The sequence below is a fragment of the Agrobacterium larrymoorei genome (assembly GCF_005145045.1).
Classification (GTDB): domain Bacteria; phylum Pseudomonadota; class Alphaproteobacteria; order Rhizobiales; family Rhizobiaceae; genus Agrobacterium; species Agrobacterium larrymoorei.
The window spans coordinates 1,234,394-1,259,474 of the sequence record NZ_CP039691.1 but is presented as its reverse complement, the minus strand read 5'-3'; the positions used below and the strand labels follow the sequence as shown (position 1 = coordinate 1,259,474).

The following is a 25,081-nucleotide window of genomic DNA, read 5'->3' as shown; positions in this document are numbered from 1 at the left end:
CGTCACAAGTTTTGATGGATCGACGCTTCGCGCATTTCGGTTATGGTACCGAGACCAAACGGGAGAAGCCTTATGTATGATGACATTCCAACCGTCACCCTGCCCTCCGGCAAGAACATTCCAGCACTTGGCATCGGCACCTGGAACATGGGCGATAGCCGGTCTTCCGAAGCGCAGGAAGTGGCAAGCATCCGCAAGGCCATAGAGCTTGGCATGACGGTTGTCGATACGGCGGAAATGTATGCCGATGGACGTTCGGAAGACGTCGTCGGAAAGGCAATCCGGGATCTACGCAACGACGTCTTCCTCGTCAGCAAAGTCTATCCATACAATGCCAGCGCGCTTGGCACGATCGACGCCTGCGAGCGCAGCCTGAAGCGGCTGGGCGTGGAGCAGCTGGATCTCTACCTGCTGCACTGGCGCGGCTCATACCCGCTGGAGGAAACCGTCGCAGCCTTCGAGCAGCTGAAACAGGACGGCAAGATCGCCGATTGGGGCGTTTCCAATTTCGATACGGACGATATGGAAGAACTGTTTGCGGTGGAAAACGGCAGCAACTGCGCCGCCAATCAGGTGCTTTACAATCTCTCCCGTCGCGGACCGGAATATGATCTGCTGCCATGGTGCCAGCAGCATAGTGTGCCGATCATGGCCTACTCCCCCATCGAACAAGGGCGGCTTCTCAACAACCACGAACTCATCCGCATAGCAAAAGCGTATCAGGTCACACCGGCGCAGGTGGCATTGGCGTTTCTGCTGGAGCGCGATGGCGTTCTTGCCATCCCCAAAAGTGCAAGGCCTGAGAGGGTCGAGGAAAATCGCGGCGCGCCGGACCTAGAGATCAGCGAAGAGGACTGGACCGCGCTGGACGCCGCCTTCCCGCCCCAGCAAAAGAAGACATCGCTGGAGATGTTGTGATTCTGTTTCAAAGAGTTGGAGCGGTTTTCGGAATCTGTTTGGGAGCGAATTGAATCGGTAGATGAAGGGTACTCTTCAACAACAAAAAACCGGGCGCCAATGACGCCCGGTTTTCTTCTTTCACATCGTCAGTTTGCGCCTATCAAAACTCTTCCCAGTCCTGCTTCACCGCTGCATTGCCATTGAAGGCGGAGGCGATTTTGCGGCCAAGTGCGCGGGCTGGTGACGGGGCCGGGCGTTCGGCCTGCGTTGCTGCGCGAACCGGCGCTTCGTAGGAACCGGCAAGCTTGAATTGGCCGAGAAGCTGGTTGAGAGACGCCGCCTCCCGCGCAAGGCTGTGGCTGGCGGCAGTCGATTCTTCCACCATCGCCGCGTTCTTCTGCGTGTCCTGATCCATCTGGTTGACGGCAGTATTGATCTGCTGCAGACCGGAAGACTGTTCCTGTGCCGATTCCACGATGGCCATGACGTGTCGGTTGATCTCCTGCACTTCCGTCACGATGGTTTCCAGCGCACGACCGGTTTCACCGACGAGTTCGACGCCCTGCTGAACCTGCGTGTTGGAGGTCGTGATTAGCGCCTTGATATCTTTGGCGGCATTGGCCGAACGCTGGGCAAGTTCACGCACTTCCTGAGCCACCACCGCAAAGCCCTTGCCCGCCTCACCCGCACGCGCGGCTTCGACACCGGCATTGAGCGCCAGAAGGTTGGTCTGGAAGGCGATCTCATCGATAACGCTGATGATGTTGGAGATTTCAGACGAGGACTTTTCGATCTGCTCCATGGCAACGACGGCCTTGCGAACGACATTGCCCGACTGCTCGGCACCTGTGCGGGCACGGGCAACGAGGTGGCCTGCCTCCTGCGCACGCTTGGTCGAATCCTTCACCGTGGTCGTGATCTCTTCCAGAGCCGCGGCTGTCTCTTCGACCGAAGCTGCCTGCTGTTCGGTGCGCTTTGCCAGATCGTCTGCGGCAGCACGGATCTCGTTGGCACCGGCATCGATACCGCGGGCATTTTCGGCCACGCGGGAAAGAGCCGACTGAAGCTTTTCGGCGGAAGCGTTGAAGTTGTTACGCACGACATCCAGATGGTCTACGAAAGGCTGGCTGATGCGGTAGGACACATCGCCTTCCGACAGGCGCGACAGGCCGTTTGCGAGATTATCGACGGCAAACTGCGTATCGGCTGCTTCGCGTGCCTTCTGCTCTTCACGCGCAATCCGCTCCTTCTCCGACAGGCTGCGATTGGCATCGGCTTCCTGTTCCAGACGGGCGCGTTCCAGCGCATTTTCGCGGAATACGGAAACCGCCTGCGCCATCTGGCCGACCTCATCCTTGCGGTTCACGCCTTCGATTTCAGGCTTCGTCTCGCCACCGGCGAGTGAAACCATACGCGAGCTGAGGCGGCTGATGGGCCCGGTGATGCCGCGTGCGGAAACCCAAAGCGAGGTGACGATAGCCAGGATGAAAAGAATACCCAGCGAAACGAGCGAGGTAAGAATCGTGGAATTCGTCTGATCCGTCAGCGCATCCGATTTGGTCAAAACGGCCTGGAGATTTCCTTCGCTGATACCGCGAATATCCGTGCGCCATTGTTCGATTGCCGGGCCAGCGTCAAGCAGGACCTTGCGGCCAGTCTGAAAATCGCCGGTGCGCATGGCGCCCCAGACCTTGTCCAGAGAAGCGATAATTGTTTTCGCTCGGTCATTCATTGCGTCGAGTTGAGGCCCGATCTCCGGAACAAGCTTCTTCGCATTATCCAGACGCCGGGAAACCGCGTCGACATCTTTCTTGTAGGTCGCTTCGATCTCGGTCGGCTTTACCGACTGCTCGGTCATCATCAGGCCAACAGTGGTGTCGTAGCCAATTGCAACAAGCGACGTATTGGCACGAAACAACTCGCTGGCGGCGATGGCATCCTGAGAGATGAAATCCGAATAGTTGTTATCGGCATTTTTATAGTTGGAGGAAACGAAACCGACACCAGCCAGACCGACAACGGCGACCGGAACGATGAGGGACAGAATTTTTGTACGAATCTTCGCGTTCTCAAGAAACGACATGGGTCCTCGCGTAAGGCAATCTGCCAGATGGCAATAGCGTGCCCACTCCCCATCCCCCGATTGAGAGAGGAAGCCATTGCTTTGCCGATCTAAGTGAGACGCTCCATCATGGAGCAGGAGACGTGATAGTTTTGCTGCGAAACAAATTGATAAACACTTAAAAAAGTGGCCGTCCGGCGCATCCAGAACAAAAAACTTCGAAATGTCTAATTCAAAAAAGATCACTGAAATCATCAGCTTACGCAGCGTTAAGCAGAAATTCCGACCGTAGCCGACGAACTATCCAGGGTAGAGTTGAGCGAAAACGAGGATCAGATTTGCGACCGAATTTCACGGCTGATCGAAGGGTAAATCAGTTTGAAAAGACGTTGGTCTTTTTCAATATCCAGTAGAGCGGAAACGCCAAAATCATCAGAAAAATGCTGATTTCATGACCGGAAGTCCAGTCTGCCAGCCTGTCCACCATCGAGCGGCTACCGAAGATGCCTGCCGTGACGAGCGTAACGCCAAGCAGGCCGAAAACAGCGACCAGCGCCCAACCTCCAGAAGAGAGTCCTTCCACGCTGGATGTTGCCGCATAGATCACGAACAGCACGCCTGCCACCGTGATGCCACCCAGTGTCAGAAGGTAGCTTCGGCAGTACAGCGCCATTGCCTGACGGGATTTGGATTTCATTCCAGCACCTCAAAAATCTCTTGATGCGTGAAGCCCGTGAACAGAGCAATTCCCGCAAGCATCAAAAAGAAGATGAGATGGCACGCGACGAACACCGATCACCAGCCAAAACAGGATCAACAGAACTACAGCTCCGGCGCCAGAGAGAACGAAAACTTCCTGTGGACTCACGGTATCGGCATCCCCATATTTCTCGTGAAATATAATCCCCGTATCCGCATCCACAACCCATGCAGGCATGAAAAAGCCCGCAGCATGGGCTGCGGGCTACAACACACTTAGAATGTCAGTGAAGTTACATGCCCTGCGGGCCGCGGTTCATCGCTGCAATGCCAGTGCGGCAGACTTCGATCAGGCCGAGCGGCTTGATGATCGACAGGAACTGGTCGATCTTGGAAGACTTGCCGGTGATTTCGAAGATGAAGTGATCGAGCGTCGCATCCACCACCTTGGCGTGGAAGGCATCTGCAAGGCGCAGGGTTTCCGCACGGTCTTCACCACGGCCTGCAACTTTGATCAATGCGACTTCGCGTTCGATGGGACGTTCCTGCCCGGCCTGGCGGGCGCGAACCGTCAGGTCCACCACGCGGTGAACCGGAACGATGCGTTCCAGTTGCGCCTTGATCTGCTCCAGCACACCCGGCGTGCCGCGTGTGACGATGGTGATGCGCGAAAGATGCGCCTCATGTTCCGTCTCCGAAACCGTCAGGCTCTCAATGTTATAGCCGCGACCGGAAAACAGGCCGATGACGCGGGCGAGAACGCCCGGCTCGTTATTGACCAGAACGGAAAGCGTATGGTTCTCGACCATCTCCGTTTCCTTCTGGATGAAATAGGCGGAGCCGGTGGGCTGTAGGTGTGCGTTCATGTCTTTATCCTCTTCCCACTCTTAGACTAGCTGACGGCCCTTGGCGTCGATGGCGTTGGCAACAACCTCGTCGGTCGCCTCATCCGGCAACAGCATCTCGTTATGTGCCTTGCCCGATGGGATCATCGGGAAGCAGTTGGCGAGATTGGCGACGCGGCAATCGAAGATGACCGGGCGCTTGACCGCGATCATCTCGGCAATCTTGTCGTCCAGCTGCTTCGGATCGTCGCAATACATGCCGACGGCGCCGTAAGCTTCCGCCAGCTTGACGAAATCAGGCATGGCTTCGGTGTAGGAGTTGGACAGGCGGTTTCCATGCAGCAGCTGCTGCCACTGGCGCACCATGCCCATATACTGGTTGTTCAGGATAAAGATCTTGACGGGCAGATTGTACTGGATGGCGCAGGACATTTCCTGAATGCACATCTGGATCGAAGCATCGCCCGCAACGTCGATAACGAGCGCATCCGGATGGGCAACCTGAACACCGATGGCGGCAGGGAAACCATAACCCATGGTGCCAAGGCCACCGGAGGTCATCCAGCGGTTAGGCTGCTCGAAACCGAGGAACTGCGCGGCCCACATCTGGTGCTGGCCGACTTCAGTCGTGATGTAGGTATCATGCCCCTTCGTTGCAGCGGAGAGACGCTCCAGCGCGAATTGCGGCATGATGACATCGTTGGAGTTCTTGTAGGCAAAGGAATTACGCGCGCGCCAGCGCTCGATCTGACTATGCCACTCCGCCGTCTGCGCCTTCTCCGGCTTATGCGGCAGCGCCCGCCACAGGCGAACCATATCTTCCAGAACATGGCCGACATCGCCGATGATCGGAACATCGACGCGAACGTTCTTATTGATCGAAGACGGATCGATATCGATATGGATCTTCTTGGAATTGGGCGAAAACGCATTGAGGCGACCGGTAATTCGGTCATCGAAACGCGCGCCGACACAGACCAGAACGTCGCAATCATGCATCGTCATGTTGGCTTCATAAGAACCATGCATGCCCAGCATGCCGAGCCACTTGTCGCCCGAGGCAGGGTAAGAACCCAGACCCATCAACGTGGAAGTGATCGGAAAGCCGGTCAGTTCGACCAGTTCACGCAGCAGGCGCGTTGCTTCCGGGCCGGAATTGACGACACCGCCGCCCGTGTAGAAAACCGGACGCTTGGCCTTGGACATCAGCTCAATGGCCGCCTGAATGGCGTTCAGATCGCCCTGAACCTTCGGCTTGTAGCTCTTCTGCTGAACGGCAGCGGAAGGCGGCGTGTAGGTGCCGGTCGCAAACTGAATGTCCTTTGGAACATCGACAACGACCGGACCGGGACGGCCCGTCTGCGCAATGCGGAAGGCTTCATGGATAATGGCCGCCAGCTCATTGGCGTCCTTTACCAGCCAGTTGTGCTTGGTGCAGGGGCGTGTGATGCCAACCGTATCACACTCCTGAAACGCATCGGAGCCGATCAGCGTCGTTGGAACCTGGCCGGAAATGCAGACCAGCGGAATGCTGTCCATCAGCGCATCCTGCAACGGCGTCACGGCATTCGTCGCGCCCGGACCGGAAGTAACAAGCATGACGCCGACCTTGCCAGTGGAGCGCGCGTAACCTTCTGCCGCATGTCCCGCACCCTGCTCATGGCGAACCAGAATGTGCTGGATTTCTTCCTGCTGGAAAATCTCGTCATAGATCGGAAGCACAGCACCGCCCGGATAGCCGAAGATGTGCTCGACGCCGTTATCCTTGAGCGCGCGCAGAACGATTTCCGCGCCCGTCATGGTGTTGCTGTTTTCCGTATTGTCCTTATCCGTCATTGCCTGTTCCATCCCGATTTGGCTTTGGATATCGCTGAGCCTTGCGGCCCAAGTGGAGACATAAAAAAAGGCCCCTAGAGGAGCCTCGTTCAGCGCATGGGTACTTTCGCCGGATGGTTACACCATCCTGCCCATGCGCCGTCCCACCACGATAAGTACGTTAAGATTTTTCATGGGGCGGAGTGTTAGACAGAAACACGGGCTCCGTCAACGCAAATTGCGGAAAAAATCGCGCGCGATGAAGTTTATTGCCAAAAACCGTCATCAGACGAAACAAATGTGCGCGTGCATTACACCAGTTGTTAAATGCGGTCGTTTAACATGGAGGGAACGTCGAACAATAAGAATAGCGACATGACAGGGGAAACGCGTGTTTAACGACGATCTGCGTAAATCCGCAAAGGCTGGCGAGCAAGACCGCCGCGACGACTCCACCTCTGGCAACCGCCTGCTGGGCCACGTCATCTCCTGCAACGGCTCCCGCGCCACCATTTCCGCCACCGTCGAACCCGGCAATCTCGAATTCGCGCAACTTTGGTCCGTGGGCCGGCTGATCTCTATCGATCTCGGCGAGACCCGTGTGGCCGCCCTCACCTACGCCATGAACACCGATGCGCGCCACTGGTCCGAGCGCGGCAACAATACGCTGCTGATCGAAGTCGAGCTACTCGGCGAAATCTATCGCACCGGCGATGGCAGCGAACGTTTCTCCAGCGGCATTTCACGCTACCCCTATCTCGGCGCCATCGCCCACCGCATCCGCGCCAGCGATCTGATGCGCATCTACGAGAACACCGGCAAGGGCAGCACCATCGTCGGGCGTCTGACGCAGGATGAGACGATCGATGCGACGATCAGCATTCCCGAGATGCTCTCCAAGCATTTCGCGGTCCTCGGCTCCACCGGCGTCGGCAAGTCCACCGCCGTTTCGCTGCTTCTGAACAAGGCCATCGAGAAAGACCCGAAGCTTCGCGTGCTCATTCTCGATCCTCATAATGAATTCGCGGCGGCCTTCCCGACCACCTCTGTCGTTATCGACACCGACACGCTGGATCTGCCCTTCTGGCTGATGAAGCTGGAAGAATTTGTCGAAGTGCTGTTCCGTGGCCAGAAACCGGCGGCAGACGAGCTGGACATTCTGCGTGACATGATCCCGGAGGCCAAGCGCGCTTTCCGTGGAACCGAGATCTCGCATGTACGCCGCGCCTCAGAAAAATCCTCGCTGACGGCGGATACGCCCGTACCCTACCGCATCGCCGACCTGCTGGCGCTGATCGACGAGCGTCTCGGCAGGCTTGAAGGCCGCGTCGAAAAGCCGGTTCTGCGCAATCTTAAAATGCGCATCATGGCGGCCATCAACGATCCGCGCTACCACTTCATGTTCTCCAATAACACGATCAGCGATACGATCATGGAGACCGTGGCGCATATCTTCCGCGTTCCGGGAGAAGGCAAGCCGATCTCCGTCTTCCAGCTGGCAGGTATCCCGTCAGAGGTCGTCAATTCCGTTGCATCGGTTCTCTGCCGCATGGCCTTCGAACTGGCGCTGTGGAGCCAGGGGGCCATTCATACGCTGGTAGTTTGCGAAGAAGCGCATCGTTATGTGCCCGCAGACCCCAATCTCGGCTTCTTCCCCACAAGACAGGCGATTGCCCGCATTGCCAAGGAGGGCCGCAAATACGGCGTCTCGCTCGGCATCATCACCCAGCGGCCCGGCGAACTGGATCAGACGATCCTCTCGCAATGCTCCACCGTCTTCGCCATGCGGCTTTCCAATGAGAGCGACCAGGAAATCATCCGCTCGGCCATCCCGAATTCCTCGTCACCCACAACCAGCTTCCTCGCCTCCATCGGCAACGGCGAAGCCATCGCCTTCGGCGAGGCCATCAGCGTGCCTATGCGCATGCGGTTCAACCGCGTGGCGGAAAACATGCTGCCGAAAGCCAACGGCATCGCCCCTGCCATTCACGAGGACACTCCCGACACGGTGGACCTGCGCTCCATCGTCAAACGCATGCGATCCGTCGCAGGCCCAAACATTTCCGGCTTCCAGCAGAGCTACGACGCGAAAGTCTCCAAGGATTACGACGACGGCGAGCTGGAAAGCTGGTCCCGCGAATTCAGCGAAACGGGAAACACCGGCCAGGAACCCTACCGCCCAGACATGCTCCCCCGCGGCCCCGCAGGCGCCCTGCCCCGCCTCTCGCAAACCACAGAAACCGGCTACGGCACCAGCCGCACGGATTTTGAACGAGACGCAACGCGATCATTCTCAACAGTCGAACAGCGCCCGTCTCTGAGAGAAACACTGTTGAAAAAACCACTCGGTAATTTGTACCGGGAGGACTGATCGCGAGTTTAAGACGCAACCCGCTGCCAATCCTCGCCCATCTGGTTTCTGAACCAGGTCATCTGGCGCTTGGCATATTGGCGGGTGGCGGCGGCGGATTTTTCTGTCACGTCTTCCTGGCTCATGCGACCTGCCAGCATCTCTGCAATCTGTGAGACGCCTATGGCTTTCAGCGCGGTGGAATCCGGTGGAAGGTCGAGGGAGAGCAAGGCCTGCACCTCCTCCACAGCGCCGCTTTGCATCATGTTTTCGAAGCGGCGGTTTATGCGCTCGTGCAGGATGCTGCGCTCTGGCAGCACCACGAGTTTTTGCGCACGGTCGGGGTCTATGATCATCGGGCCGCTTGTTGTCTGATAGGTCCTGATCGAGCTGCCCGTCGCTTCCAGCACCTCCAGCGCGCGGACGATGCGCTGGCCATCCGCCGGTTTCAGCACCGTTGCCATTGCGGGATCGCGAGCTTGCAGTTCCTGATGGAGTGGCGCGCTGCCCTCTTCGATCAGGCGTTGCCGGTAACGCTCGCGAATATCGGCGGGGATTGGCGGCATGTCCGAAAGGCCGCCGGTCAGCGCTTTGAAATAAAGACCGGTGCCACCCACGATGACGGGCAGACGGCCCTCCGCGAGGAGTTCAGTCAGCAAGGCGCTGATCTCCCGCAACCATTCGCCGGTGGAATAGAGAGAACTGGCGGGGATATGACCGTAAAGATGGTGTGGAATGCCCTGCATGTCTTCTTCTGACGGGCGCGCTGTCAGCACGCGCAAGGTATCATAGACCTGCATACTATCCGCGTTGATGACGACGCCGTTGTGCTGTTCGGCCAAACGAACAGCAAGCGCGGACTTGCCGCTTGCCGTCGGGCCGGTTATCAGGATCGCATCGAATTTATCATCAAGGTTTTTCATCATGGCTCTCGTTGCCACGCTTATCGCCAATCCGTCAAACCCTGTTCTGAATTCCACTATCGCCGAAAGTGCGGCGAAAGCACTGGATGCGTCCGGCCTTTACTGGCTGGCAGATGGCATTGCCTGCGATCTGGTGTTGCGGGAAGGAACCGATCTTGCCGCCGCCCAAAGGGTGCTGCGGATGGCTGTCGTGGACCGACCAATCGATATCGCCATTCAGGAGCAGGACGAACGCCGCAAGAAAATCCTGATCGCGGATATGGATTCCACCATGATCGGACAGGAATGCATCGATGAGCTTGCCGCAGAAGTGGGCCTGAAAGAAAAAGTATCTGCCATCACCGCCCGCGCCATGAACGGCGAAATCGAGTTCGAACCCGCATTGCGCGAGCGCGTGGCGCTGCTGAAGGGCTTGCCGACATCGGTCATCGGCGATGTTATCGAGAAACGGATTACGCTGACGCCGGGCGGAAAGGAATTGATCGCCACGATGAAGGCGAAAGGCTTTTACACGGCTCTGGTTTCCGGCGGCTTTACCGTATTCACCTCGCGCGTGGCGGAAATGCTGGGCTTTGACGAGAACCGCGCCAATATTCTCGGCGAGCAGGACGGCCATCTCGATGGCACGGTTGCCGAGCCTATTCTGGGTAAGCAGGCCAAGGTCGATGCGTTGAACGACATTGCGCAGACACTTGGCATTTCCCCGAAGGACGCAATTGCAGTTGGCGATGGCGCAAACGATCTCGGCATGCTCCACCTCGCGGGCAGCGGCGTTGCCCTGCACGCCAAGCCCGCTGTTGCGGCGGAAGCACAGATCCGCATCGACCACGGCGATCTGACCGCGCTGCTCTATCTTCAGGGTTACCGCAAAGCGGATTTCGTGACCCCATGATCATCAGCGGCACCCGGCGTCTCATCATTCGCGACTGGAAGGATGACGACCGGGCGCTTTTTCATGAGATCAATTCCGATCCTCAGGTCATGGAATTCTTCCCCATGCGCCGCGACCAGCAGGAATCGGACGCCTTGCTGGAGCGTATCAACGATATGATCCACGCCACCGGCTTCGGTTTCTACGCTCTGGAGCATCGTGAGACTGGCAAGCCAATGGGCTTCTGTGGCATCTCTCCTGTCACTGTAGACGGCGTTTTCCCACCCGGCACGATGGAAATCGGCTGGCGTCTCGCTGCCCCCTATTGGGGCCAGGGCTTCGTGACGGAAGCCGCGAAAGCGCTGCTTTCCATGTCATTCGATGAGAAACAGCTCAGCGAAATCGTGTCCTTCGCGGTCCATGACAACCACCGCTCGACAGCCGTCATGAAACGCATCGGCCTCATCCGCGACCCATCCCGGGATTTCGACCATCCGCGCGTGCCAGATACGCACCCCCAGCTGAAGCCACACGTGACTTACGCACTCAGCAACGAACAATGGAAGGCGATGCACAGGCATCCGCCAGTTTAGTGCAGGCCGAAAAGCCGCAGCAATTCTTCGCGCTGGCGCACGAAAGCCGCTGAGCTGCGATCCCGCGGACGCGGCAGGTCGATATCGATGATGCGCGGTGATGCGCCTTTCTCGCGCGGCAGGATCAGGATGCGGTCGGCCAGATAGATCGCCTCCTCCAGATCATGCGTCACGAGAACGGTCGTCACGTCTTCCTCGCGCCAGATGCGGGCCAGTTCCTGCTGCATGCCGATCTTCGTCATGGCATCGAGTGCGCCCAGCGGCTCATCCAGCAGCAAGATTTCCGGCTGGACCGCAAGCGCACGCGCAATGCCGACACGCTGCGCCATGCCGCCAGAAAGCTGGCGCGGATAGGCCTCTTCGAACTGTTGCAAGCCCACCAGATTGACGTAGTGCCGGGCACGGCTGCGTGCCTCCTCGCGCGCGACGCCCTGCGTTTCCAGGCCGAAAGCGACATTATCCAGAACCGTCAGCCATGGCAGGAGCCGTGGCTCCTGAAAGATGACCGCGCGCTCCTTGCCAACGCCACGGATCGCAGCACCGTCGATCAGCACATCGCCGCCATCCGCCTCTTCCAATCCCGCAAGAACACGCAAAAGCGTGGTTTTACCTGAGCCGCTTGCGCCGACGATGGCAAGGCTCTCGCCGGAGCGGATATGCAGGTTGATGTCTTTCAGCACCTGAAAAGGCTTGCCGTTCAGGTGGTAGGACTTGGAGAGATGGCGGATAGCCACCTCTCCACGCAGGGTTTGCGCGACACTCATCTTCATCGCCCCTTAATTGCTGGCTGCGGTTTCAGGCGAGTACAGAATATTCTTGGCGGTGATCTGCCCTTCCTTCACCTTGCCTTCGCGCGTCAGAATGTCGATCCAGAACTGAAGGTCGCGGTCGACGGCCTTGCCACCGGGGCGAACGCCATAGCCAAGGAAGTACTGCGCCAGCTCCGGGTTTTCACCGCGCTCTTCCAGCGCCTTGGCAAAGATTTTCTTGGTTTCTTCAGGATGCTCGCGGGCATAATCCAGCGCGCGCTGAGATTGCTCGACGAATGTCTTGGCGGCCTCTGGGTGAGCCTTGATGAAATCGCGGCGCAGAACCACGAAGCCACCCGCAATATCGCCCAGCACATCGGTATCATCGAAGATCGGGCGGATGCCGCCATTCTTCTTTGCAGCGCCCTCGAAAGTGGTCTGCCAATATCCGAAGGCGGCAATATCCACCTGCTTGGAACGCAGCACCTGCTCCAGTTGCGGGCCGGGCACCACGACAGGTTTTGCCGAATCCGTGGGAAGATCGACGGAGTGCAGCGCCTCGCGGATCGTATAATCGAGATGCGCACCAAGCGTGTTCACGGCAATCGTCTTGCCGGCAATATCCTTGATGCCCTTGATCGGGCTGTCATCCAGCACATAGAAAACCGACTGTACTTCATTATTGATGCCGTTCGATGGATAGGCCGCGACGAAGTCGTTTCCGCCAATGATCGAGTTCAGCACCGCGGCTGTGGCGGCACTGCCGATCTCCACGTCTCCAGATGCCAGCGCGAACAGTGATGCCGGGCCGCCCTGAGCATAGCCAACAGTTTCCACCGTCACGCCTGTCCCATCGAAATAACCAAGCTTGGCCGCAAGTTCATGGGCGGCAAGGCCGCCCTGGCTCGCAAGATAGCGCAGCTTCACATCCTCGGCGGAAGCGGCACCGGTGATGCCAAAAAGGATGGCTGCGGAAAGAAGAAGCTTACGAGAATGAAACGCCATGGATTTTCCCCTTGATAGCTGTCGTTAGAGGCCATGCGTGTCCCGCGACGTGCAAGAGGCGCCCTAACGTGTTGAAAATGAAAGCTGTGAGATGTGCGGATGCCGGAACTATCGCGAGAGTTCGGACCAGCGGCAGAGCCTGCGTTGCAGAAGAACCAGCAGAGCATTTGCCGCAAGCCCGAGCAAAGCCAGAAGAAAAATGGCGGCGAACATCAGCGGTATCTGGAAATTGTACTGGGCGTTCATCACCTGAAAGCCGATGCCTTTATTCGCGCCGATCATTTCAGCGGCAATCAGCAGAAGCAGCGCGGTGGTTGCCGAAAGGCGAAGGCCCACGAAAATGGCAGGCACCGATGCAGGCAGAACGACACGGCGGAAGATGGCAATGGAGCCCGCGCCATAGGTCTTCGCCATCTCGATCAGCTTGCGATCCACTTCCTTCACACCGCTGATCGTGGACAGCAGGATGGGGAAGAGCGTGGCCCAGAAAATCACGAAGACCTTCGATGTCTCTCCAAGACCCAGAAGCAGAATAAAGACAGGGTAAAGGGCAAGCGCCGATGTCTGGCGGAAAAACTGAAGCAGCGGATCGAGCGCCCTTTCGACGGCTGCGACCTGCCCCATGAACAGCCCAAGCGGGATGCCGATGATGACGGCTGAGGCAAAGGCGATGCCGGACCGTTGAAGACTGATCGCAATATCCCCCAGCAGAGCGCCGCTTGATATACCCTTCCACAGCGCAAGGAAGATCGTATCCAGACGGGGAAAGACCGCAGGGTTGATCCAGCCGTAGACGCTGGAAATCTGCCAGGCTGCCAGAAATGCGATCACCAGACCGTATCTGGACAGAAATGGTTTCAGATAGTTGCCAGCAATCTGCACGATGGATGGCTCTTGGCGCGCTTCGCGATAATTCAGCAGGGCTGGATGAACACTCTTGGCGTCTTCATAAGACATGATGCGACCTCACTCAGCGGCTTGCACGACTGAGCGCGCAGCAGTCCAGCGGTTGATGGGGAATGGCAGACCGAGGTTTTCGCGCAGCGTCGCGCCCTCATATTGCGTTCTGAAAAGGCCGCGGCGCTGAAGCTCAGGGATCACCAGATCGACAAAGTCATCCAGCGCGGTTGGAAGCCATGGCGGCAATATGTTGAAGCCATCGGCGGCTTCGTTCTCGAACCATTCCTGTAGCGTATCGACAATCGTTTCCGGCGTACCGACGATGGTAAAATGCCCGCGCGCGGACGCCACCCATTGATAGAGCTGGCGGATGGTGAAGTTGTTTTCGTCCGCGATCTGGCGAAGAAGCGCCTGACGGCTCTTCATGCCCTCGGTGGGTGGCGCAACTGGCAACGGGCCATCGAGATCATAGCCGCGCAGATCCAGCGTGCCGCCTGTCAACCCGTTCAACAGCCCCACGCCATCCTCTTCCAGAATGAGGGAGGTGAGCTTGTCGTACTTTTCCTGCGCCTCCGCCTGCGTTCTGCCAACGAAGGGCGACACGCCGGGCATGACGAGAATATGGTTCGGATCGCGCCCGAAGCCACGCGCGCGGTTCTTGATATCGCGGTAGAATTCCTGCGCGGTATCGAGATGCTGATGGGCCGTGAAAATAACCTCTGCGGTGGCCGCTGCCAGTCCGCGGCCATCATCCGATTGGCCCGCCTGAACGATGACCGGATGACCCTGCGGCGAGCGCGACACGTTCAGAGGTCCGCGAACCTGAAAATGCTCACCCCGATGGTTAGCCTCATGCAGCCGGGACTTGTCGTAGAAAACGCCACTTTCCACATCCCGCACGAAGACATCGTCCTCGAAGCTATCCCAGAGCTGTTTGACGACATCCACATGCTCGGCAGCGCGTTTGTAGCGGTCTGCATGCGGCAACTGCGTATCGCGATTGAAGTTCTGCGCGGTCGGATCACCCGTTGTCGTCACGACATTCCACCCGGCCCGCCCGCCGGAGATCAGATCGAGGGAAGCGAATTTGCGCGCTGTCAGATAGGGCTCTTCATAGGTTGTCGAAGAGGTGGCGATGAAGCCGAGATTTTTGGTGAAGGTCGCCAGCGCCGAGAAAAGCGTTGTCGGTTCGAACCCGGCCACCTTCGCATTGCCGCCTTCCCTCGCCCCGCCAAACCCGATCGCCAGATTATCGGCGAGAAAATATGCATCGAAAAGTCCACGCTCCGCCGTCTGCGCCAGCTGCTTGTGGAACTCCAGACTGACCGCACCATCTGCGGGCTGATCGGGATGACGCCACGCTGCGATGTGCTGACCGCCACCCGGCAGAAATGCACCCAGTCTGATCTTACGTGTCATCGGTCCCTCGCCTTGATCTGCTCGCCCGGATCTGTCCTTGCGAAACTGAAAGCCGCTGCTGCATCACTCGTTGATCAGCACGTTGGGAGGAAGCCTACATTCTCTAGTGCTTTTATATAGAACCAGCTTTGCGTAGTTTGCCGGGCGGCGTAAAAATATTTGCGGCCTTTAGCGCTTCAGCAAAAAGGAAACGGCGGAAAGCTGCCAAAGTGTTATGGTACCGCCAGCCCCAATCTCGCGAGGGAAAGATATGGATACCGATAACGACAAGATCGACGACACAGTGCTGGCGCTTCTGCAACTGACGTTGCATGAGAACAATCGCGCCTGGAAAGGCATGGACTGGGACGTGTTGGCGAGGCTTCACGAAAGAGGTTTCATCTACGATCCGGTCAATAAGAACAAATCCGTGGTTCTGACCAAAGAGGGCGCCGAGCGCTCGCAGGCCCTCTTTCTAGAATTATTCGCAAAAAAGCCGGTTTGAATCTCCGGCTGTGAAGGACAGGGTAGAATGATCAAGCGCATCTCGGAGAGAATGCGCCTGAGCAATTCTGGCTGACGCCGACTATTCCAGCGGCACGGCCACGAAACGAAGATTGCCCTGAGCGTCGGCAACCATCATATGCGCATTCTTGCGCCCGGCGGCCTTCAGGCCGTTGACGCGCACCAGCACGTCGCCGGGCACTTCCATGAAATCCTGACCGACTTCAACGATGACGTCACCCACCTTCACGCCCTTCTGCTCGGCAACCGATCCCGGCGTGACGCTGGCGACGTAAACGCCCTCGACGCTTTCCGCCACGCCTTTTTCCGTGCGCAGATCGTCAGTCAGCATGACAAGGTTCATGCCCAGCACCGTCTGGGGCGCTTCGCGCACTTCAGGAGCCTGCTGGTCGTTCTGTGCGCCGTCCTTGTTTTCCGGCGCGGTCATCTCACCGCCCTGCCCGTCTTCCGGCATGGCGTCATCGCTGCCAGCGCCGGGCTGCTGCTCTTCGGCATTATCCTGCAACTGGCCAAGCTTGACCTTGACCGTCTGCTCCTTGCCATCGCGCAGCACCACGACATCGACTTCCTTGCCGACCGGGCTTTCCGCCACCACGCGCGGCAGGTCACGCATTTCATGGATCGGCTTGCCATCGAAAGTCAGCACCACGTCGCCCGGCTGGATCGGGCCGTTCTCAACGGGGCCACCCTTGACGACGCCGGAAATCAACGCGCCGCGCGCATTGTCCATGCCGAGACTTGCCGCAATATCGTCCGTCACCGGCTGAACGCGAACACCGAGCCAGCCGCGACGCGTTTCGCCGAACTCGATCAGCTGCTGCACGATATTCTGCGCAAGCTCCGTCGGCACAGCAAAACCGATGCCAATAGAGCCGCCGCTTGGCGAAATGATCGCCGTGTTGATGCCGATCACTTCACCTTTCATGTTGAAGAGCGGACCGCCGGAATTGCCCTTGTTGATGGCCGCATCCGTCTGGATGAAATTGTCGTAGGGACCGGCATTGATGTTGCGGCCACGCGCCGAAATGACGCCGACCGTCAGCGAACCGCCGAGACCGAATGGATTGCCGATGGCCATCACCCAATCACCGATCCGCATGGTGCGGGAATCGCCGAACTTCACCGCCTTGAGCGGGGTCTTCGGTTCCACCTTCAGCACGGAAAGGTCGGTCTTGGTATCGGTCCCGACGAGCTTCGCCTTCAGCTTGTTGCCATTGGGAAAGATTACCTCGATATCGTCGGCACCCTCGATGACGTGATTATTCGTCACCACATATCCGGCTGGATCGATCACGAAACCGGAGCCCAGCGAGCTGACCTTCTCACCGCCCTCCGGCTTCTGGTTGTCGAAATAATCCTTGAAGAATTCCTGGAAGGGCGAGCCATCGGGAATACGCGGTGGCGTCGGCCCCTTGCCTTCGGCCTTCACGCTCTGCGAGGTCGAAATATTGACGACCGCATCCAAGAGAGGCTCAGCAAGATCCGCCACCGATGCAGGCCCGTTGCTCTGCGCCCTTGCGCCGACCGGCAAACCGACCCCGCCAGCAACGACGGCAAGCCCTGCCAAAGCGGCAATGCTGCTGCGGAAAGGCGAAAGAAGGGTCACAGCCATAAAGCGTCCTCGCAAATTGCAAACCGGGGCTTGAGTTTAATAGCCAAGCATAAGGCGGAATGATGAAGTGTAAAAATACCTTTTCGTGAATGCGGCCCGAATCTCCCCTCATCCACGACATTCGCAGGGGTAGCGTAAAGCGCAAAAGAGGCAAGGCGGCGGATTGGATTTTCGGGAAATATCAGGGAAATAAGCGCATAGTGCTTCAGCCGAGTATCTGCAGGCCATGCTTTTGCACGATTGTCAGAAGCTTCAACGCCATTCCACTTGGGCGTTTCGCGCCGGTTTCCCACTTCTCTATCGTGCTTTCGCTGGTATTCAGATAGCGGGCAAAAACCGGCTGGCTGACATTGTTCGCTTCTCTGATCTGCTTGATGCGACTGCTTTTATAAACCTCGGCGATGGCAGCACAAAGTTCGTATCCACAGCGCCTCTTGCCGAGCAGCTCTGAAAAAATGAAGGCTTGCAGAAATTCGACTCAAAAAGAAGGGCTTGTCAAAACCGAACTCAGCCTGCCGACAAGCCCGTCAATTCAAGTAAGTTAGGTAGGTATTGATCGCCAAAAGTGGCGCACTAGCCGTCTGACAGCGACCTTTTTATTGTTCACGGAACCAGGCATCAATCTCAGTTCGATTTTGCTTCAGGCACTGATGAGCAGCGCCATTGTGAACTTGACTGCAAATCGCAGCTTCAATTGCCTCGTTATGATAGCCTCTTTTATAAGCGGCGATAGCCACATCCATCATATGATTTCGTTTGAATATTTCTCCATAGGGAAGGACTTGATGAATCCCTGGAAGATTAACTCCTGCGGCATTAGCAAGAACGCTCGCGCCGCAATTTGCGCCCTCATTGTGACCGCGGTCCTGACGCGACCAATTGAGTTGTGCATTGATCGGCACTCCGTCTGGGCAAACCGTCCAAGCCCCAGCACTTTGAACCGTGGACAGTAAAACTATAGCAATGATCGATATTTTCACCTTCATATGCATCCCCCTAATGAAGTTAACACTAAGACAATGCAACCATTAATAATAAATGCAACAATCCAATAAACCTAAACGTGAACTCGACGGGATTGGCCCAATAAAAGTCATGCTTCGAATGAAGCAATTTACTGCTTGTATATTAGGCTTCAAATCAACCGCAAACGTATGTTTTGCACATCAAAACAGAGGGTGTCCGCCCATGGTCAAAGGGCCGGTCAAAACCGGCCCTTTCATCATTGCGTCAATCAATTCGCAGGCGCTGGTGCCGGGGCTGCTGGAGCCGCGGGCTGTGCGCCGTTGATATTGTTGATGTTGTTGAAGAAGCGGAAGAAGGTCGAGTCTGGTGAAAGAACCAGCGTCGTGCCCGTCCCGTTCAGCGAGTTCGCATAAGCATTCATCGAGCGGTAGAACTCGAAGAAAGCCGGGTCACGCTGGAAGGCTTCGCCGAAGATGCGGTTGCGCTCTGCATCGCCTTCACCTCGAAGCACTTCCGACTGACGTCGCGCATCGGATTCGAATTCGACGACCTGACGATCCGCGATAGCGCGGCGGCGCTGGCCTTCTTCGTTACCGCGTGCACGGATCAGCTCCGCTTCCGCCAGACGCTCGGACTTCATGCGTTCGAAGGTCTGCTGCGAGACTTCCTGCGTCAGATCCGTGCGACGGATGCGGACATCGATGATGGAAAGACCAAGCGATTCCGCATCTGGACGCAGATCGTCACGCACTTCCTGCATCATCGAGGCGCGGGCGTCGGAAAGCGCTGCTTCGAAGCCGCGCAGACCGTAGACCCGGCGCAGAGATGCGTCGAAACGCGTGCGCAGACGGGTTTCAGCGGCAAGCTGGTCACCCGAAACAGTCTGCCGGAAACGACCGGCATCCGTGATGCGGTAGACGACGAAAGCATCGACCTCATAGAACTTGCCGCCCGAAACCTGCACGCGAATATTGTCGTGGTCGAAGCGCAGGGCACGATTTTCGACATATTGCACGCGGTCCGCATCCATGAATGCGAATGGAAGCTTGAAGTAGAGACCCGGCTGCGTCTTCACATCCTGAATCTGACCGAAGCGAACGACAATCGCCTGCTGGCGCTCGTTGACCACGAAGAATGAGGAATAGGCGAAGAACAGGATGACGGCGAGGCCGACGAGGATCGCAGTAAGACGATTACCCATATCAGTTGCCTCCCTGCTGGATTGCGGCCGGGTTGCCACGCATCATTTCATTCAAGGGCAGATAAGGCACCACTCCCTGCTTTTCGTCTATGATGACCTTGTTCGAGCCCTTGAACACCTGTTCCATCGTTTCGATGAACATGCGCTCGCGGGTCACTTCAGGTGCTGTGCGATACTGATCGTAGATCGACACGAAGCGCTGGGCCTCACCCTGAGCTTCGTTCACGACGCGGCTCTTATAGGCGTTCGCCTCTTCCACGATCTGTGCTGCCTGACCACGCGCTGCACCAAGCTTCTGGTTGGCGTACTGGTTGGCTTCCTGCACGAAACGGTCTTCATCCTGCTCGGCACGCTGAACTTCATCGAAGGCATCGGCCACTTCACGCGGCGGTGCTGCGTCTTCGATAGCAACGGCGTTGATCGAAAGACCCGCACCATAGCTATCCATCGTCGCCTGAATGATCGTGCGTACCTCTGCGGAAATCGCCTGACGATTGTCGCGGAAAATATCCTGCGCCGGACGACGGCCCACGATTTCGCGCATGGCGCTTTCGGAAACCTGCTGAAGCGTTTCGGCAGGCGCATCGACGTTGAACAGATAGGACTTGGGGTCGGATACCGTGTAAAGCACCGAGAACTGGACGTTGACGATGTTCTGGTCACCCGTCAGCATCACGCCCGTCGCAGCCGAAGAAGAGGTCGCGCGCGCGCCGATATTCTGCTGCTGTTCCGTAACCTTGACGATCTCGACGGTCTCGACCGGCCAGAAATGGAAATGCAGGCCCGGCATCGATACTTCGTCTTTCGGCTTACCGAAGCGAAGCTCTACGCCGCGCTCGTCCGGCTGGACGGTATAGACCGACTGAATACCCACGAAAGCCAATACGACAAGCACGAGAATGGCGATCACGCCACCATTGAAGCCGCCGGGGAGAACGTTCTTGAAACGATCCTGGCTGCGCCGGATGATCTCTTCCAGATCTGGCGGGCCGCCATTGCCGTTTCCGCCGCCACCGCCACCACGCGGACGGTTCGGTCCCTGTCCCCAAGGGCCGCCTTGGTTGTTTCCTCCACCGCCGCCGCCGTTACCGCCGCCGCCCCAAGGGCCGCCGCCGCCATTTTGATTGCTCCAGGGCATCCATACCTCTTTGTTATAATAGCCTTCCCGCTCCCTCTCCAAAGCGCTTGGCGCACATCGGCGGGAATATCGTCCTCGTTATAAGAAGGCGAAGCCCGTGTTTCAACGCAGGGGCGGTAACTTAATACCGGATCAGGCCAAATAGTTCACTTTGCCGCATCACGACGTCGGTAAGTTGCAAAACGCACGGCGTAGTTATCCTTTTCCCCTGCTGGCAAGGGGATTTCCTCTGTCTTTTCAAAAACGGCGGGATCGATTTGCGGAAAAAACGTGTCGCCTTCCAGCTCCACCTCAACATGGGTGACGGAAAGTTGATCGGCAGAGGGCATCGCCTGAGCGTAAATCTCGCCGCCGCCAGCCACAAAAACCTCGTCCACGCCAAGCTCTCGCGCCTTGGCTTTTGCAAGCTCCAGCGCCTCCTCGAGCGACGAAACGACGTCCACTCCCTCGGGCAGATAATCCGGGTTCCGGCTGATGATGATATGCGGCCTTCCCGGCAGTGGCCTTTCACCGACCGACAAAAACGTCTTGCGCCCCATGATCATCGGCTTGCCCATGGTCTGCGCCTTGAACCGCTTAAGGTCCGACGAAAGCTTCCACGGCATATCCAGATCGCGCCCGATGACGTGGTTTCTGGAAACGGCGGCAATCAGCGTGATGCGAGGCTCTCTCATACCGCAATCGGCGCCTTGATGCTTGAATCGGCTTCGTAGTTCTCCAGCGTAAAGTCTTCGAACTTAAAGCCAAACAGGTCGCGAACCTCAGGATTGAGGCGCATCGTGGGCAGCGGCTTGGGCTGACGCGTCATCTGCAATTCTGCCTGCTCGAAATGGTTCGAATAGATATGCGCATCCCCCAGCGTGTGAACGAAATCGCCGGGCTTCAGGCCTGTCACCTGCGCCACCATCAGGGTCAGCAGTGCGTAAGAAGCGATGTTGAACGGCACACCCAAAAAGATATCGGCGGAACGCTGATACAGCTGGCAGGAAAGCTTGCCATCCGAAACATAGAACTGGAACAGGCAGTGGCATGGCGGCAGCGCCATTTCATCCACCAGCGCGGGGTTCCAGGCCGAAACGATGTGGCGGCGGGAATTGGGGTTGGTCTTCAGGCTTTCGATCAGCAACTGGATCTGGTCGATATGCCGACCGTCGGGCGCCGGCCAGGAGCGCCATTGCGCGCCATAGACAGGGCCGAGATCGCCCTTGTCATCGGCCCACTCGTCCCAGATCGTCACGCCGTTTTCCTTGAGATAGGCAATATTGGTATCGCCTTTCAGGAACCACAGCAGCTCATGAATGATGGAGCGCAGATGCAGCTTCTTGGTGGTCAGAACCGGAAAACCTTCGGAAAGGTCGAAGCGCATCTGATAACCGAAAACGGAGCGCGTGCCGGTGCCCGTGCGGTCCCCACGGTCGCTGCCGGTTTCCATCACATGCCGAAGAAGATCGAGATATTGCTTCATAACGTTCCGCCGCCGATTCTTAATAGCCCTGATTATAAGGCTTTTCGGACGGCGGAACCAGTTCTGTATGTGCTTATCCCAATGTTTCGGGCATCACAGCGAGTCGAGCTTCCCCAGATGTTTCGCTGCAAGATAATAGAATGTGACGCGCGACTTCGTGCGATCTGCCTTCATCGCCGTCACCGTCTCTTCTACGGCCTTGTCGGCATCTGGGCCGGTCACGCCCAGCTTTTTGCTGATCCAGTTTGCTTTGACCCGCGCCAGCTCTTCGGGATCGGAACTGGAAACCAGCGAGGAATCACGGTTGCGCAGGGCAATTCCCAAATGCTTGACGATCTTGTTCACCACGGCTTCATCGGCACCAGCATCGTACTTCTTCACATCAGCGAAATAGTCCGTCATGTCCTATCCTCCACGTTGAACGGCCCGATCATTTTAGCGGCCGCTTGAACAGGAAGATGTGCCACTTAAGCTGCGCCGTCAAGAATTGCGCGCAACGCTTCATGGAAATGTCACGAGACCTCTTTTCTAACTCTTCGGAAATGCCTATATGAGCCTTGCCGGGTGCAAACTCGGCTATGGCGATAAACTGTCGGTGTAATAAACCTATTGGACCCGGGGGCGGTACCCGGCGCCTCCACCAAAAACCGGCGGCCTTACAATGTGAAAGGCCGGCTTTTGATGGGGGCGAAATAGGATCGACAAGGGTGTAAAGATCGGTCTTTCGCTCGGCATGATACCGCCGTTATCGGGTCACAAGTGTAGTTGCAAATGACAACAACGCTAAGGAATACGCTCTCGCTGCCTAATGGCGGTGCGGGAATTCCGCTCTAAGTCCTTACGGTTAGCCCCGTAAGGCGGGGTTCGGAGGTACCTGGCAACAGAAACCTCCACCTTCTCCATTCCGCCTAAATTGGTTATATGATGCGAGTGACTCGCATGGAACTCAAACACGTCGCGCAAATTGATGCAGCGATGTGTGGAAACGCCGTGCGGCAAACTTCAAGGCTTTTCCATTGCTGCGCGCTAAGACATTGCGTATAATCGGGTAAAAGACGTTCAAATAAGGAAAGACAGGACCGTATGGGGCAGGATCATATCCGTTACGATATTCTCGCACAGGATGCGCTTCGCGGCGTTATTCGCAAGGTGCTGAGCGAAGTTGCGGCCACGGGTCGGCTGCCCGGCGATCATCATTTCTTCATCACCTTCCTGACCGGCGCGCCGGGCGTGCGCATTTCACAGCACCTCAAGGCGAAATATGCCGAGCAGATGACCATCGTCATCCAGCACCAGTTCTGGGATCTCAAGATTACCGAAACCCAGTTCGAAATCGGCCTTTCCTTCTCTGATACGCCTGAAAAGCTGGTCATCCCCTTCAACGCCATCCGCGGTTTCTACGACCCCTCGGTCAATTTCGAGCTGGAATTCGACGTTCCGCTGGCGGAAGAGGAAGAAGTCACCGAAGCGGAAATCACCGCCTATCCAGTGCCGGCAGAAGGCAAGGCTGCATCTTCCGATGAGAAGAAGCCGGATGAGGAAAAGAAGGCCGGTTCGGTCGTTTCCCTGGATGCATTCCGCAAGAATAAGTAAGCGGCCGGGCGGACATTCGTCCGCCTCCTCCCCGCTGCGATGAACGGAGAGCCGCATGACGGGCGATGTCGTGAACCTGCGCCAGTTTCGCAAACAAAAAGCCCGCTCTGACAAGGAAAAACAGGCGGAACAGAACCGCCTGACTTTCGGCAGAACCAAAGCCGAAAAAGACCTCACCAACGCCCTCAATGAAAAGGCCGCGCAGAAGCTGGATCAGGGTCGGCTGGAGAAAGGTGATGGGGCGGACGAGTAGCAAAGCCGCGTGGCCTGCACCATTATAAAATTCATACTCAGATAAGTCCGCCTCCTTTTTCCACAGTTCTGTCTTAAGGCTGGACCCGGCAAGCTCCTTTTGGAAGCCACACCAAATAACCTCTCGAGTTGCAAAATCTCCCAACCTTCCATCATCATTTCTTAATATCGCAATCGCAAACCGGAAGCGGTGGAACCCATGTCCACTCTCAGCGTTATCGAAGCCAGCAGTCATAGATTTCATGGACTTGCGGGCAGAAAATGAATCAGACTGGCAACGTCTTGACTCGGTTTGGAAAGAAGCGAAGTTGATACGCAAGCACTCTACAACTCTCCACGGCCACCGCACGAGCATCTCTCTGGAAGATGCCTTCTGGGAAGAACTTCGCGCTATCGCCGAAAAGCGCAAGATGAGCTTCGCCGCCCTTTTGGCTGAAATTGACGACGGACGCGACGAAGGCAGCAATCTGTCCTCGTCCCTGCGCGTTTATGTCCTGACCTGGCTGAAGACGCAGAAATAGGCCGCTTTGCAGCCAGCCCGCGCTTCATTGCGCAGCCATCCTAAAAATAGCTATTCCACCGGAACACAACCTGGGCTAAAAGTTGCGTCGAGACCGGAAGTAACGCGCCGGTCTTGGGGCTCGTAACCCCTTAGTAGACGGTCGGTGTCGACCGTCAATGACACCCCTCAGCCATAGGTTTGTGGCTGAGGCGGTCCATTGTGACTATATAGCTCCTCGCCTTTTCTATGGCTGGGGAGACCTTGACGCATGTCCAAGGCGCAAGCCTAAAGGTCAGGGTGGTCGTTTCTACTACGGCTTACGAACTCCCCGGCCACCAGAGGCCCGTCCTCCGGTGGTCGCTTCCGTTCAATTCGGATCAAAGCCGCTTTGCCTGCGGCTGCATAAGGGAGACGACATGGAAAATTATAGCGTCTGGGCCGACCTGTTGCACACTTTCCGCATGATGTCCGATGGCGTGAAGGTCTTGCTGATCTACATGCCCTGCATCTTCGCACTCGGCTTCACAGCCCTCTACATGCACCACCTGCGACGCTGCAGAGACAAGACAGAAGAGCCCGCCACCACCACATACTCCGTCCTGCCGCCCCCAAACCCTCGCTGGAAAGACGATGTGCATCCCAGCATCCAGACGCTCCGTAATCTGAACAGCTATGTTGCACAGAGAAGCAGCGAACATGAACGGACGAAGGAATGAT

25 protein-coding genes, 1 other RNA gene and 1 pseudogene are annotated in these 25,081 nt (G+C 57.2%); 10 read left to right on the top strand and 17 right to left on the bottom strand.

What is annotated here, in order from left to right:
- The first annotated feature begins 72 nt into the window (after positions 1-72).
- A complete protein-coding gene (locus CFBP5473_RS05905) occupies positions 73-918 on the top strand; it encodes an aldo/keto reductase (protein WP_027676042.1) in 846 nt (281 codons plus the stop codon).
- A gap of 142 nt (positions 919-1,060) precedes the next feature.
- Here CFBP5473_RS05905 and CFBP5473_RS05900 read toward each other — a convergent pair whose 3' ends face one another.
- From CFBP5473_RS05900 to CFBP5473_RS05885, 4 genes are all read right to left on the bottom strand, one after another.
- Positions 1,061-2,983, bottom strand: a complete 1,923-nt coding sequence (locus CFBP5473_RS05900; protein WP_027676041.1) for a methyl-accepting chemotaxis protein — start codon at positions 2,981-2,983, stop codon at positions 1,061-1,063.
- A gap of 352 nt (positions 2,984-3,335) precedes the next feature.
- Entirely contained in the window at positions 3,336-3,659 is a 324-nt protein-coding gene (locus CFBP5473_RS05895) for a hypothetical protein (RefSeq protein ID WP_027676040.1), read from the bottom strand.
- A gap of 295 nt (positions 3,660-3,954) precedes the next feature.
- Complete coding sequence (gene ilvN, locus CFBP5473_RS05890) at positions 3,955-4,527, bottom strand: acetolactate synthase small subunit (protein ID WP_027676039.1); 573 nt, start codon at positions 4,525-4,527, stop codon at positions 3,955-3,957.
- Positions 4,528-4,548: 21 nt separating this feature from the next.
- Positions 4,549-6,342, bottom strand: coding sequence for an acetolactate synthase 3 large subunit (locus CFBP5473_RS05885; RefSeq protein WP_027676038.1), 1,794 nt, complete (start codon positions 6,340-6,342; stop codon positions 4,549-4,551).
- Positions 6,343-6,712: 370 nt separating this feature from the next.
- Here CFBP5473_RS05885 and CFBP5473_RS05875 point away from each other — a divergent pair, with 370 nt between their 5' ends.
- Positions 6,713-8,692: an ATP-binding protein gene (locus CFBP5473_RS05875; protein ID WP_027676037.1), complete on the top strand. Its 1,980-nt coding sequence runs from the start codon at positions 6,713-6,715 to the stop codon at positions 8,690-8,692.
- An 8-nt stretch (positions 8,693-8,700) separates the two neighbouring features.
- Here the strand turns inward: CFBP5473_RS05875 and miaA are convergent, their stop codons facing one another.
- Entirely contained in the window at positions 8,701-9,597 is an 897-nt protein-coding gene (miaA, locus tag CFBP5473_RS05870; RefSeq protein ID WP_027676036.1) for a tRNA (adenosine(37)-N6)-dimethylallyltransferase MiaA, read from the bottom strand.
- On the opposite strand from miaA, the gene serB reads away from it, so the two are divergent.
- On the top strand, positions 9,596-10,486 hold the full coding sequence (gene serB / locus CFBP5473_RS05865; protein ID WP_027676035.1) for a phosphoserine phosphatase SerB: 891 nt from the start codon (positions 9,596-9,598) through the stop codon (positions 10,484-10,486). The genes miaA and serB overlap by 2 nt on opposite strands.
- On the top strand, positions 10,483-11,058 hold the full coding sequence (locus tag CFBP5473_RS05860; RefSeq protein ID WP_027676034.1) for a GNAT family N-acetyltransferase: 576 nt from the start codon (positions 10,483-10,485) through the stop codon (positions 11,056-11,058). The genes serB and CFBP5473_RS05860 overlap by 4 nt, the downstream gene beginning before the upstream one ends.
- Here CFBP5473_RS05860 and CFBP5473_RS05855 read toward each other — a convergent pair.
- The 4 genes from CFBP5473_RS05855 to CFBP5473_RS05840 form a co-directional block, all read right to left on the bottom strand.
- Positions 11,055-11,822 carry an ABC transporter ATP-binding protein gene (locus CFBP5473_RS05855; RefSeq protein ID WP_027676033.1) on the bottom strand — a complete coding sequence of 256 codons (768 nt, stop codon included), beginning with the start codon at positions 11,820-11,822 and terminating at the stop codon, positions 11,055-11,057. The two genes, CFBP5473_RS05860 and CFBP5473_RS05855, sit on opposite strands and share 4 nt — an antisense overlap.
- A 12-nt stretch (positions 11,823-11,834) precedes the next feature.
- The gene (locus tag CFBP5473_RS05850; protein WP_027676032.1) at positions 11,835-12,812 is read right to left on the bottom strand and encodes an ABC transporter substrate-binding protein; all 978 of its coding nucleotides are present in this window, start codon (positions 12,810-12,812) and stop codon (positions 11,835-11,837) included.
- Positions 12,813-12,920: 108 nt separating this feature from the next.
- On the bottom strand, positions 12,921-13,769 hold the full coding sequence (locus tag CFBP5473_RS05845; protein ID WP_027676031.1) for an ABC transporter permease: 849 nt from the start codon (positions 13,767-13,769) through the stop codon (positions 12,921-12,923).
- 9 nt (positions 13,770-13,778) lie between these two features.
- Entirely contained in the window at positions 13,779-15,131 is a 1,353-nt protein-coding gene (locus CFBP5473_RS05840) for an LLM class flavin-dependent oxidoreductase (protein WP_027676030.1), read from the bottom strand.
- A gap of 250 nt (positions 15,132-15,381) precedes the next feature.
- Between CFBP5473_RS05840 and CFBP5473_RS05835 the strand changes: the two genes are divergently transcribed.
- On the top strand, positions 15,382-15,615 hold the full coding sequence (locus tag CFBP5473_RS05835; RefSeq protein WP_027676029.1) for a DUF6429 family protein: 234 nt from the start codon (positions 15,382-15,384) through the stop codon (positions 15,613-15,615).
- 81 nt (positions 15,616-15,696) lie between these two features.
- Here CFBP5473_RS05835 and CFBP5473_RS05830 read toward each other — a convergent pair whose 3' ends face one another.
- The 8 genes and pseudogenes from CFBP5473_RS05830 to CFBP5473_RS05795 form a co-directional block, all read right to left on the bottom strand.
- Positions 15,697-17,247: a Do family serine endopeptidase gene (locus CFBP5473_RS05830; protein ID WP_027676028.1), complete on the bottom strand. Its 1,551-nt coding sequence runs from the start codon at positions 17,245-17,247 to the stop codon at positions 15,697-15,699.
- 205 nt (positions 17,248-17,452) lie between these two features.
- Positions 17,453-17,629 (bottom strand): annotated as a pseudogene (locus tag CFBP5473_RS05825) (helix-turn-helix domain-containing protein); the annotation flags it as partial.
- Positions 17,630-17,843: 214 nt separating this feature from the next.
- Positions 17,844-18,233 (bottom strand): hypothetical protein, encoded by a 390-nt coding sequence (locus CFBP5473_RS05820; RefSeq protein WP_136954322.1) that lies wholly within the window; start codon positions 18,231-18,233, stop codon positions 17,844-17,846.
- Positions 18,234-18,481: 248 nt separating this feature from the next.
- A complete protein-coding gene (hflC, locus tag CFBP5473_RS05815; protein ID WP_027676026.1) occupies positions 18,482-19,414 on the bottom strand; it encodes a protease modulator HflC in 933 nt (310 codons plus the stop codon).
- Position 19,415: 1 nt separating this feature from the next.
- A complete protein-coding gene (gene hflK, locus CFBP5473_RS05810) occupies positions 19,416-20,552 on the bottom strand; it encodes an FtsH protease activity modulator HflK (RefSeq protein WP_027676025.1) in 1,137 nt (378 codons plus the stop codon).
- A gap of 146 nt (positions 20,553-20,698) precedes the next feature.
- Entirely contained in the window at positions 20,699-21,226 is a 528-nt protein-coding gene (locus tag CFBP5473_RS05805; RefSeq protein WP_027676024.1) for a dihydrofolate reductase, read from the bottom strand.
- Positions 21,223-22,017 (bottom strand): thymidylate synthase, encoded by a 795-nt coding sequence (locus CFBP5473_RS05800; protein WP_027676023.1) that lies wholly within the window; start codon positions 22,015-22,017, stop codon positions 21,223-21,225. The genes CFBP5473_RS05805 and CFBP5473_RS05800 overlap by 4 nt, the downstream gene beginning before the upstream one ends.
- Before the next feature lie 93 nt (positions 22,018-22,110).
- A complete protein-coding gene (locus tag CFBP5473_RS05795; protein ID WP_027676022.1) occupies positions 22,111-22,419 on the bottom strand; it encodes a DUF2853 family protein in 309 nt (102 codons plus the stop codon).
- A gap of 118 nt (positions 22,420-22,537) precedes the next feature.
- Between CFBP5473_RS05795 and ssrA the strand changes: the two genes are divergently transcribed.
- From ssrA to CFBP5473_RS05770, 5 genes are all read left to right on the top strand, one after another.
- Positions 22,538-22,912, top strand: a transfer-messenger RNA (tmRNA) gene (gene ssrA, locus CFBP5473_RS05790).
- 188 nt (positions 22,913-23,100) lie between these two features.
- On the top strand, positions 23,101-23,610 hold the full coding sequence (locus tag CFBP5473_RS05785) for an SspB family protein (RefSeq protein WP_027676021.1): 510 nt from the start codon (positions 23,101-23,103) through the stop codon (positions 23,608-23,610).
- A 55-nt stretch (positions 23,611-23,665) separates the two neighbouring features.
- Positions 23,666-23,863: a DUF4169 family protein gene (locus CFBP5473_RS05780; protein ID WP_027676020.1), complete on the top strand. Its 198-nt coding sequence runs from the start codon at positions 23,666-23,668 to the stop codon at positions 23,861-23,863.
- Between the two features lie 307 nt (positions 23,864-24,170).
- Positions 24,171-24,383, top strand: coding sequence for a ribbon-helix-helix domain-containing protein (locus CFBP5473_RS05775; RefSeq protein ID WP_027676019.1), 213 nt, complete (start codon positions 24,171-24,173; stop codon positions 24,381-24,383).
- Between the two features lie 397 nt (positions 24,384-24,780).
- On the top strand, positions 24,781-25,080 hold the full coding sequence (locus CFBP5473_RS05770) for a hypothetical protein (protein WP_027676018.1): 300 nt from the start codon (positions 24,781-24,783) through the stop codon (positions 25,078-25,080).
- Position 25,081 lies beyond the last annotated feature (1 nt).

Excerpts from the sequence above, each read along its gene's own strand:
- CFBP5473_RS05860 (WP_027676034.1), top strand. The coding sequence starts at position 10,483 with ATGATCATCAGCGGCACCCGGCGTCTCATCATTCGCGACTGGAAGGAT.
- CFBP5473_RS05820 (WP_136954322.1), bottom strand. The coding sequence starts at position 18,233 with ATGAAGGTGAAAATATCGATCATTGCTATAGTTTTACTGTCCACGGTT.
- CFBP5473_RS05885 (WP_027676038.1), bottom strand. The coding sequence starts at position 6,342 with ATGACGGATAAGGACAATACGGAAAACAGCAACACCATGACGGGCGCG.
- CFBP5473_RS05805 (WP_027676024.1), bottom strand. The coding sequence starts at position 21,226 with ATGAGAGAGCCTCGCATCACGCTGATTGCCGCCGTTTCCAGAAACCAC.
- CFBP5473_RS05785 (WP_027676021.1), top strand. The coding sequence starts at position 23,101 with ATGGGGCAGGATCATATCCGTTACGATATTCTCGCACAGGATGCGCTT.
- CFBP5473_RS05795 (WP_027676022.1), bottom strand. The coding sequence starts at position 22,419 with ATGACGGACTATTTCGCTGATGTGAAGAAGTACGATGCTGGTGCCGAT.
- hflK (WP_027676025.1), bottom strand. The coding sequence starts at position 20,552 with ATGCCCTGGAGCAATCAAAATGGCGGCGGCGGCCCTTGGGGCGGCGGC.
- CFBP5473_RS05850 (WP_027676032.1), bottom strand. The coding sequence starts at position 12,812 with ATGGCGTTTCATTCTCGTAAGCTTCTTCTTTCCGCAGCCATCCTTTTT.
- CFBP5473_RS05845 (WP_027676031.1), bottom strand. The coding sequence starts at position 13,769 with ATGTCTTATGAAGACGCCAAGAGTGTTCATCCAGCCCTGCTGAATTAT.
- CFBP5473_RS05900 (WP_027676041.1), bottom strand. The coding sequence starts at position 2,983 with ATGTCGTTTCTTGAGAACGCGAAGATTCGTACAAAAATTCTGTCCCTC.
- CFBP5473_RS05780 (WP_027676020.1), top strand. The coding sequence starts at position 23,666 with ATGACGGGCGATGTCGTGAACCTGCGCCAGTTTCGCAAACAAAAAGCC.
- CFBP5473_RS05835 (WP_027676029.1), top strand. The coding sequence starts at position 15,382 with ATGGATACCGATAACGACAAGATCGACGACACAGTGCTGGCGCTTCTG.
- miaA (WP_027676036.1), bottom strand. The coding sequence starts at position 9,597 with ATGATGAAAAACCTTGATGATAAATTCGATGCGATCCTGATAACCGGC.
- CFBP5473_RS05830 (WP_027676028.1), bottom strand. The coding sequence starts at position 17,247 with ATGGCTGTGACCCTTCTTTCGCCTTTCCGCAGCAGCATTGCCGCTTTG.
- ilvN (WP_027676039.1), bottom strand. The coding sequence starts at position 4,527 with ATGAACGCACACCTACAGCCCACCGGCTCCGCCTATTTCATCCAGAAG.
- CFBP5473_RS05855 (WP_027676033.1), bottom strand. The coding sequence starts at position 11,822 with ATGAGTGTCGCGCAAACCCTGCGTGGAGAGGTGGCTATCCGCCATCTC.
- CFBP5473_RS05895 (WP_027676040.1), bottom strand. The coding sequence starts at position 3,659 with ATGAAATCCAAATCCCGTCAGGCAATGGCGCTGTACTGCCGAAGCTAC.
- CFBP5473_RS05840 (WP_027676030.1), bottom strand. The coding sequence starts at position 15,131 with ATGACACGTAAGATCAGACTGGGTGCATTTCTGCCGGGTGGCGGTCAG.
- CFBP5473_RS05905 (WP_027676042.1), top strand. The coding sequence starts at position 73 with ATGTATGATGACATTCCAACCGTCACCCTGCCCTCCGGCAAGAACATT.
- CFBP5473_RS05800 (WP_027676023.1), bottom strand. The coding sequence starts at position 22,017 with ATGAAGCAATATCTCGATCTTCTTCGGCATGTGATGGAAACCGGCAGC.
- hflC (WP_027676026.1), bottom strand. The coding sequence starts at position 19,414 with ATGGGTAATCGTCTTACTGCGATCCTCGTCGGCCTCGCCGTCATCCTG.
- CFBP5473_RS05770 (WP_027676018.1), top strand. The coding sequence starts at position 24,781 with ATGGAAAATTATAGCGTCTGGGCCGACCTGTTGCACACTTTCCGCATG.
- serB (WP_027676035.1), top strand. The coding sequence starts at position 9,596 with ATGGCTCTCGTTGCCACGCTTATCGCCAATCCGTCAAACCCTGTTCTG.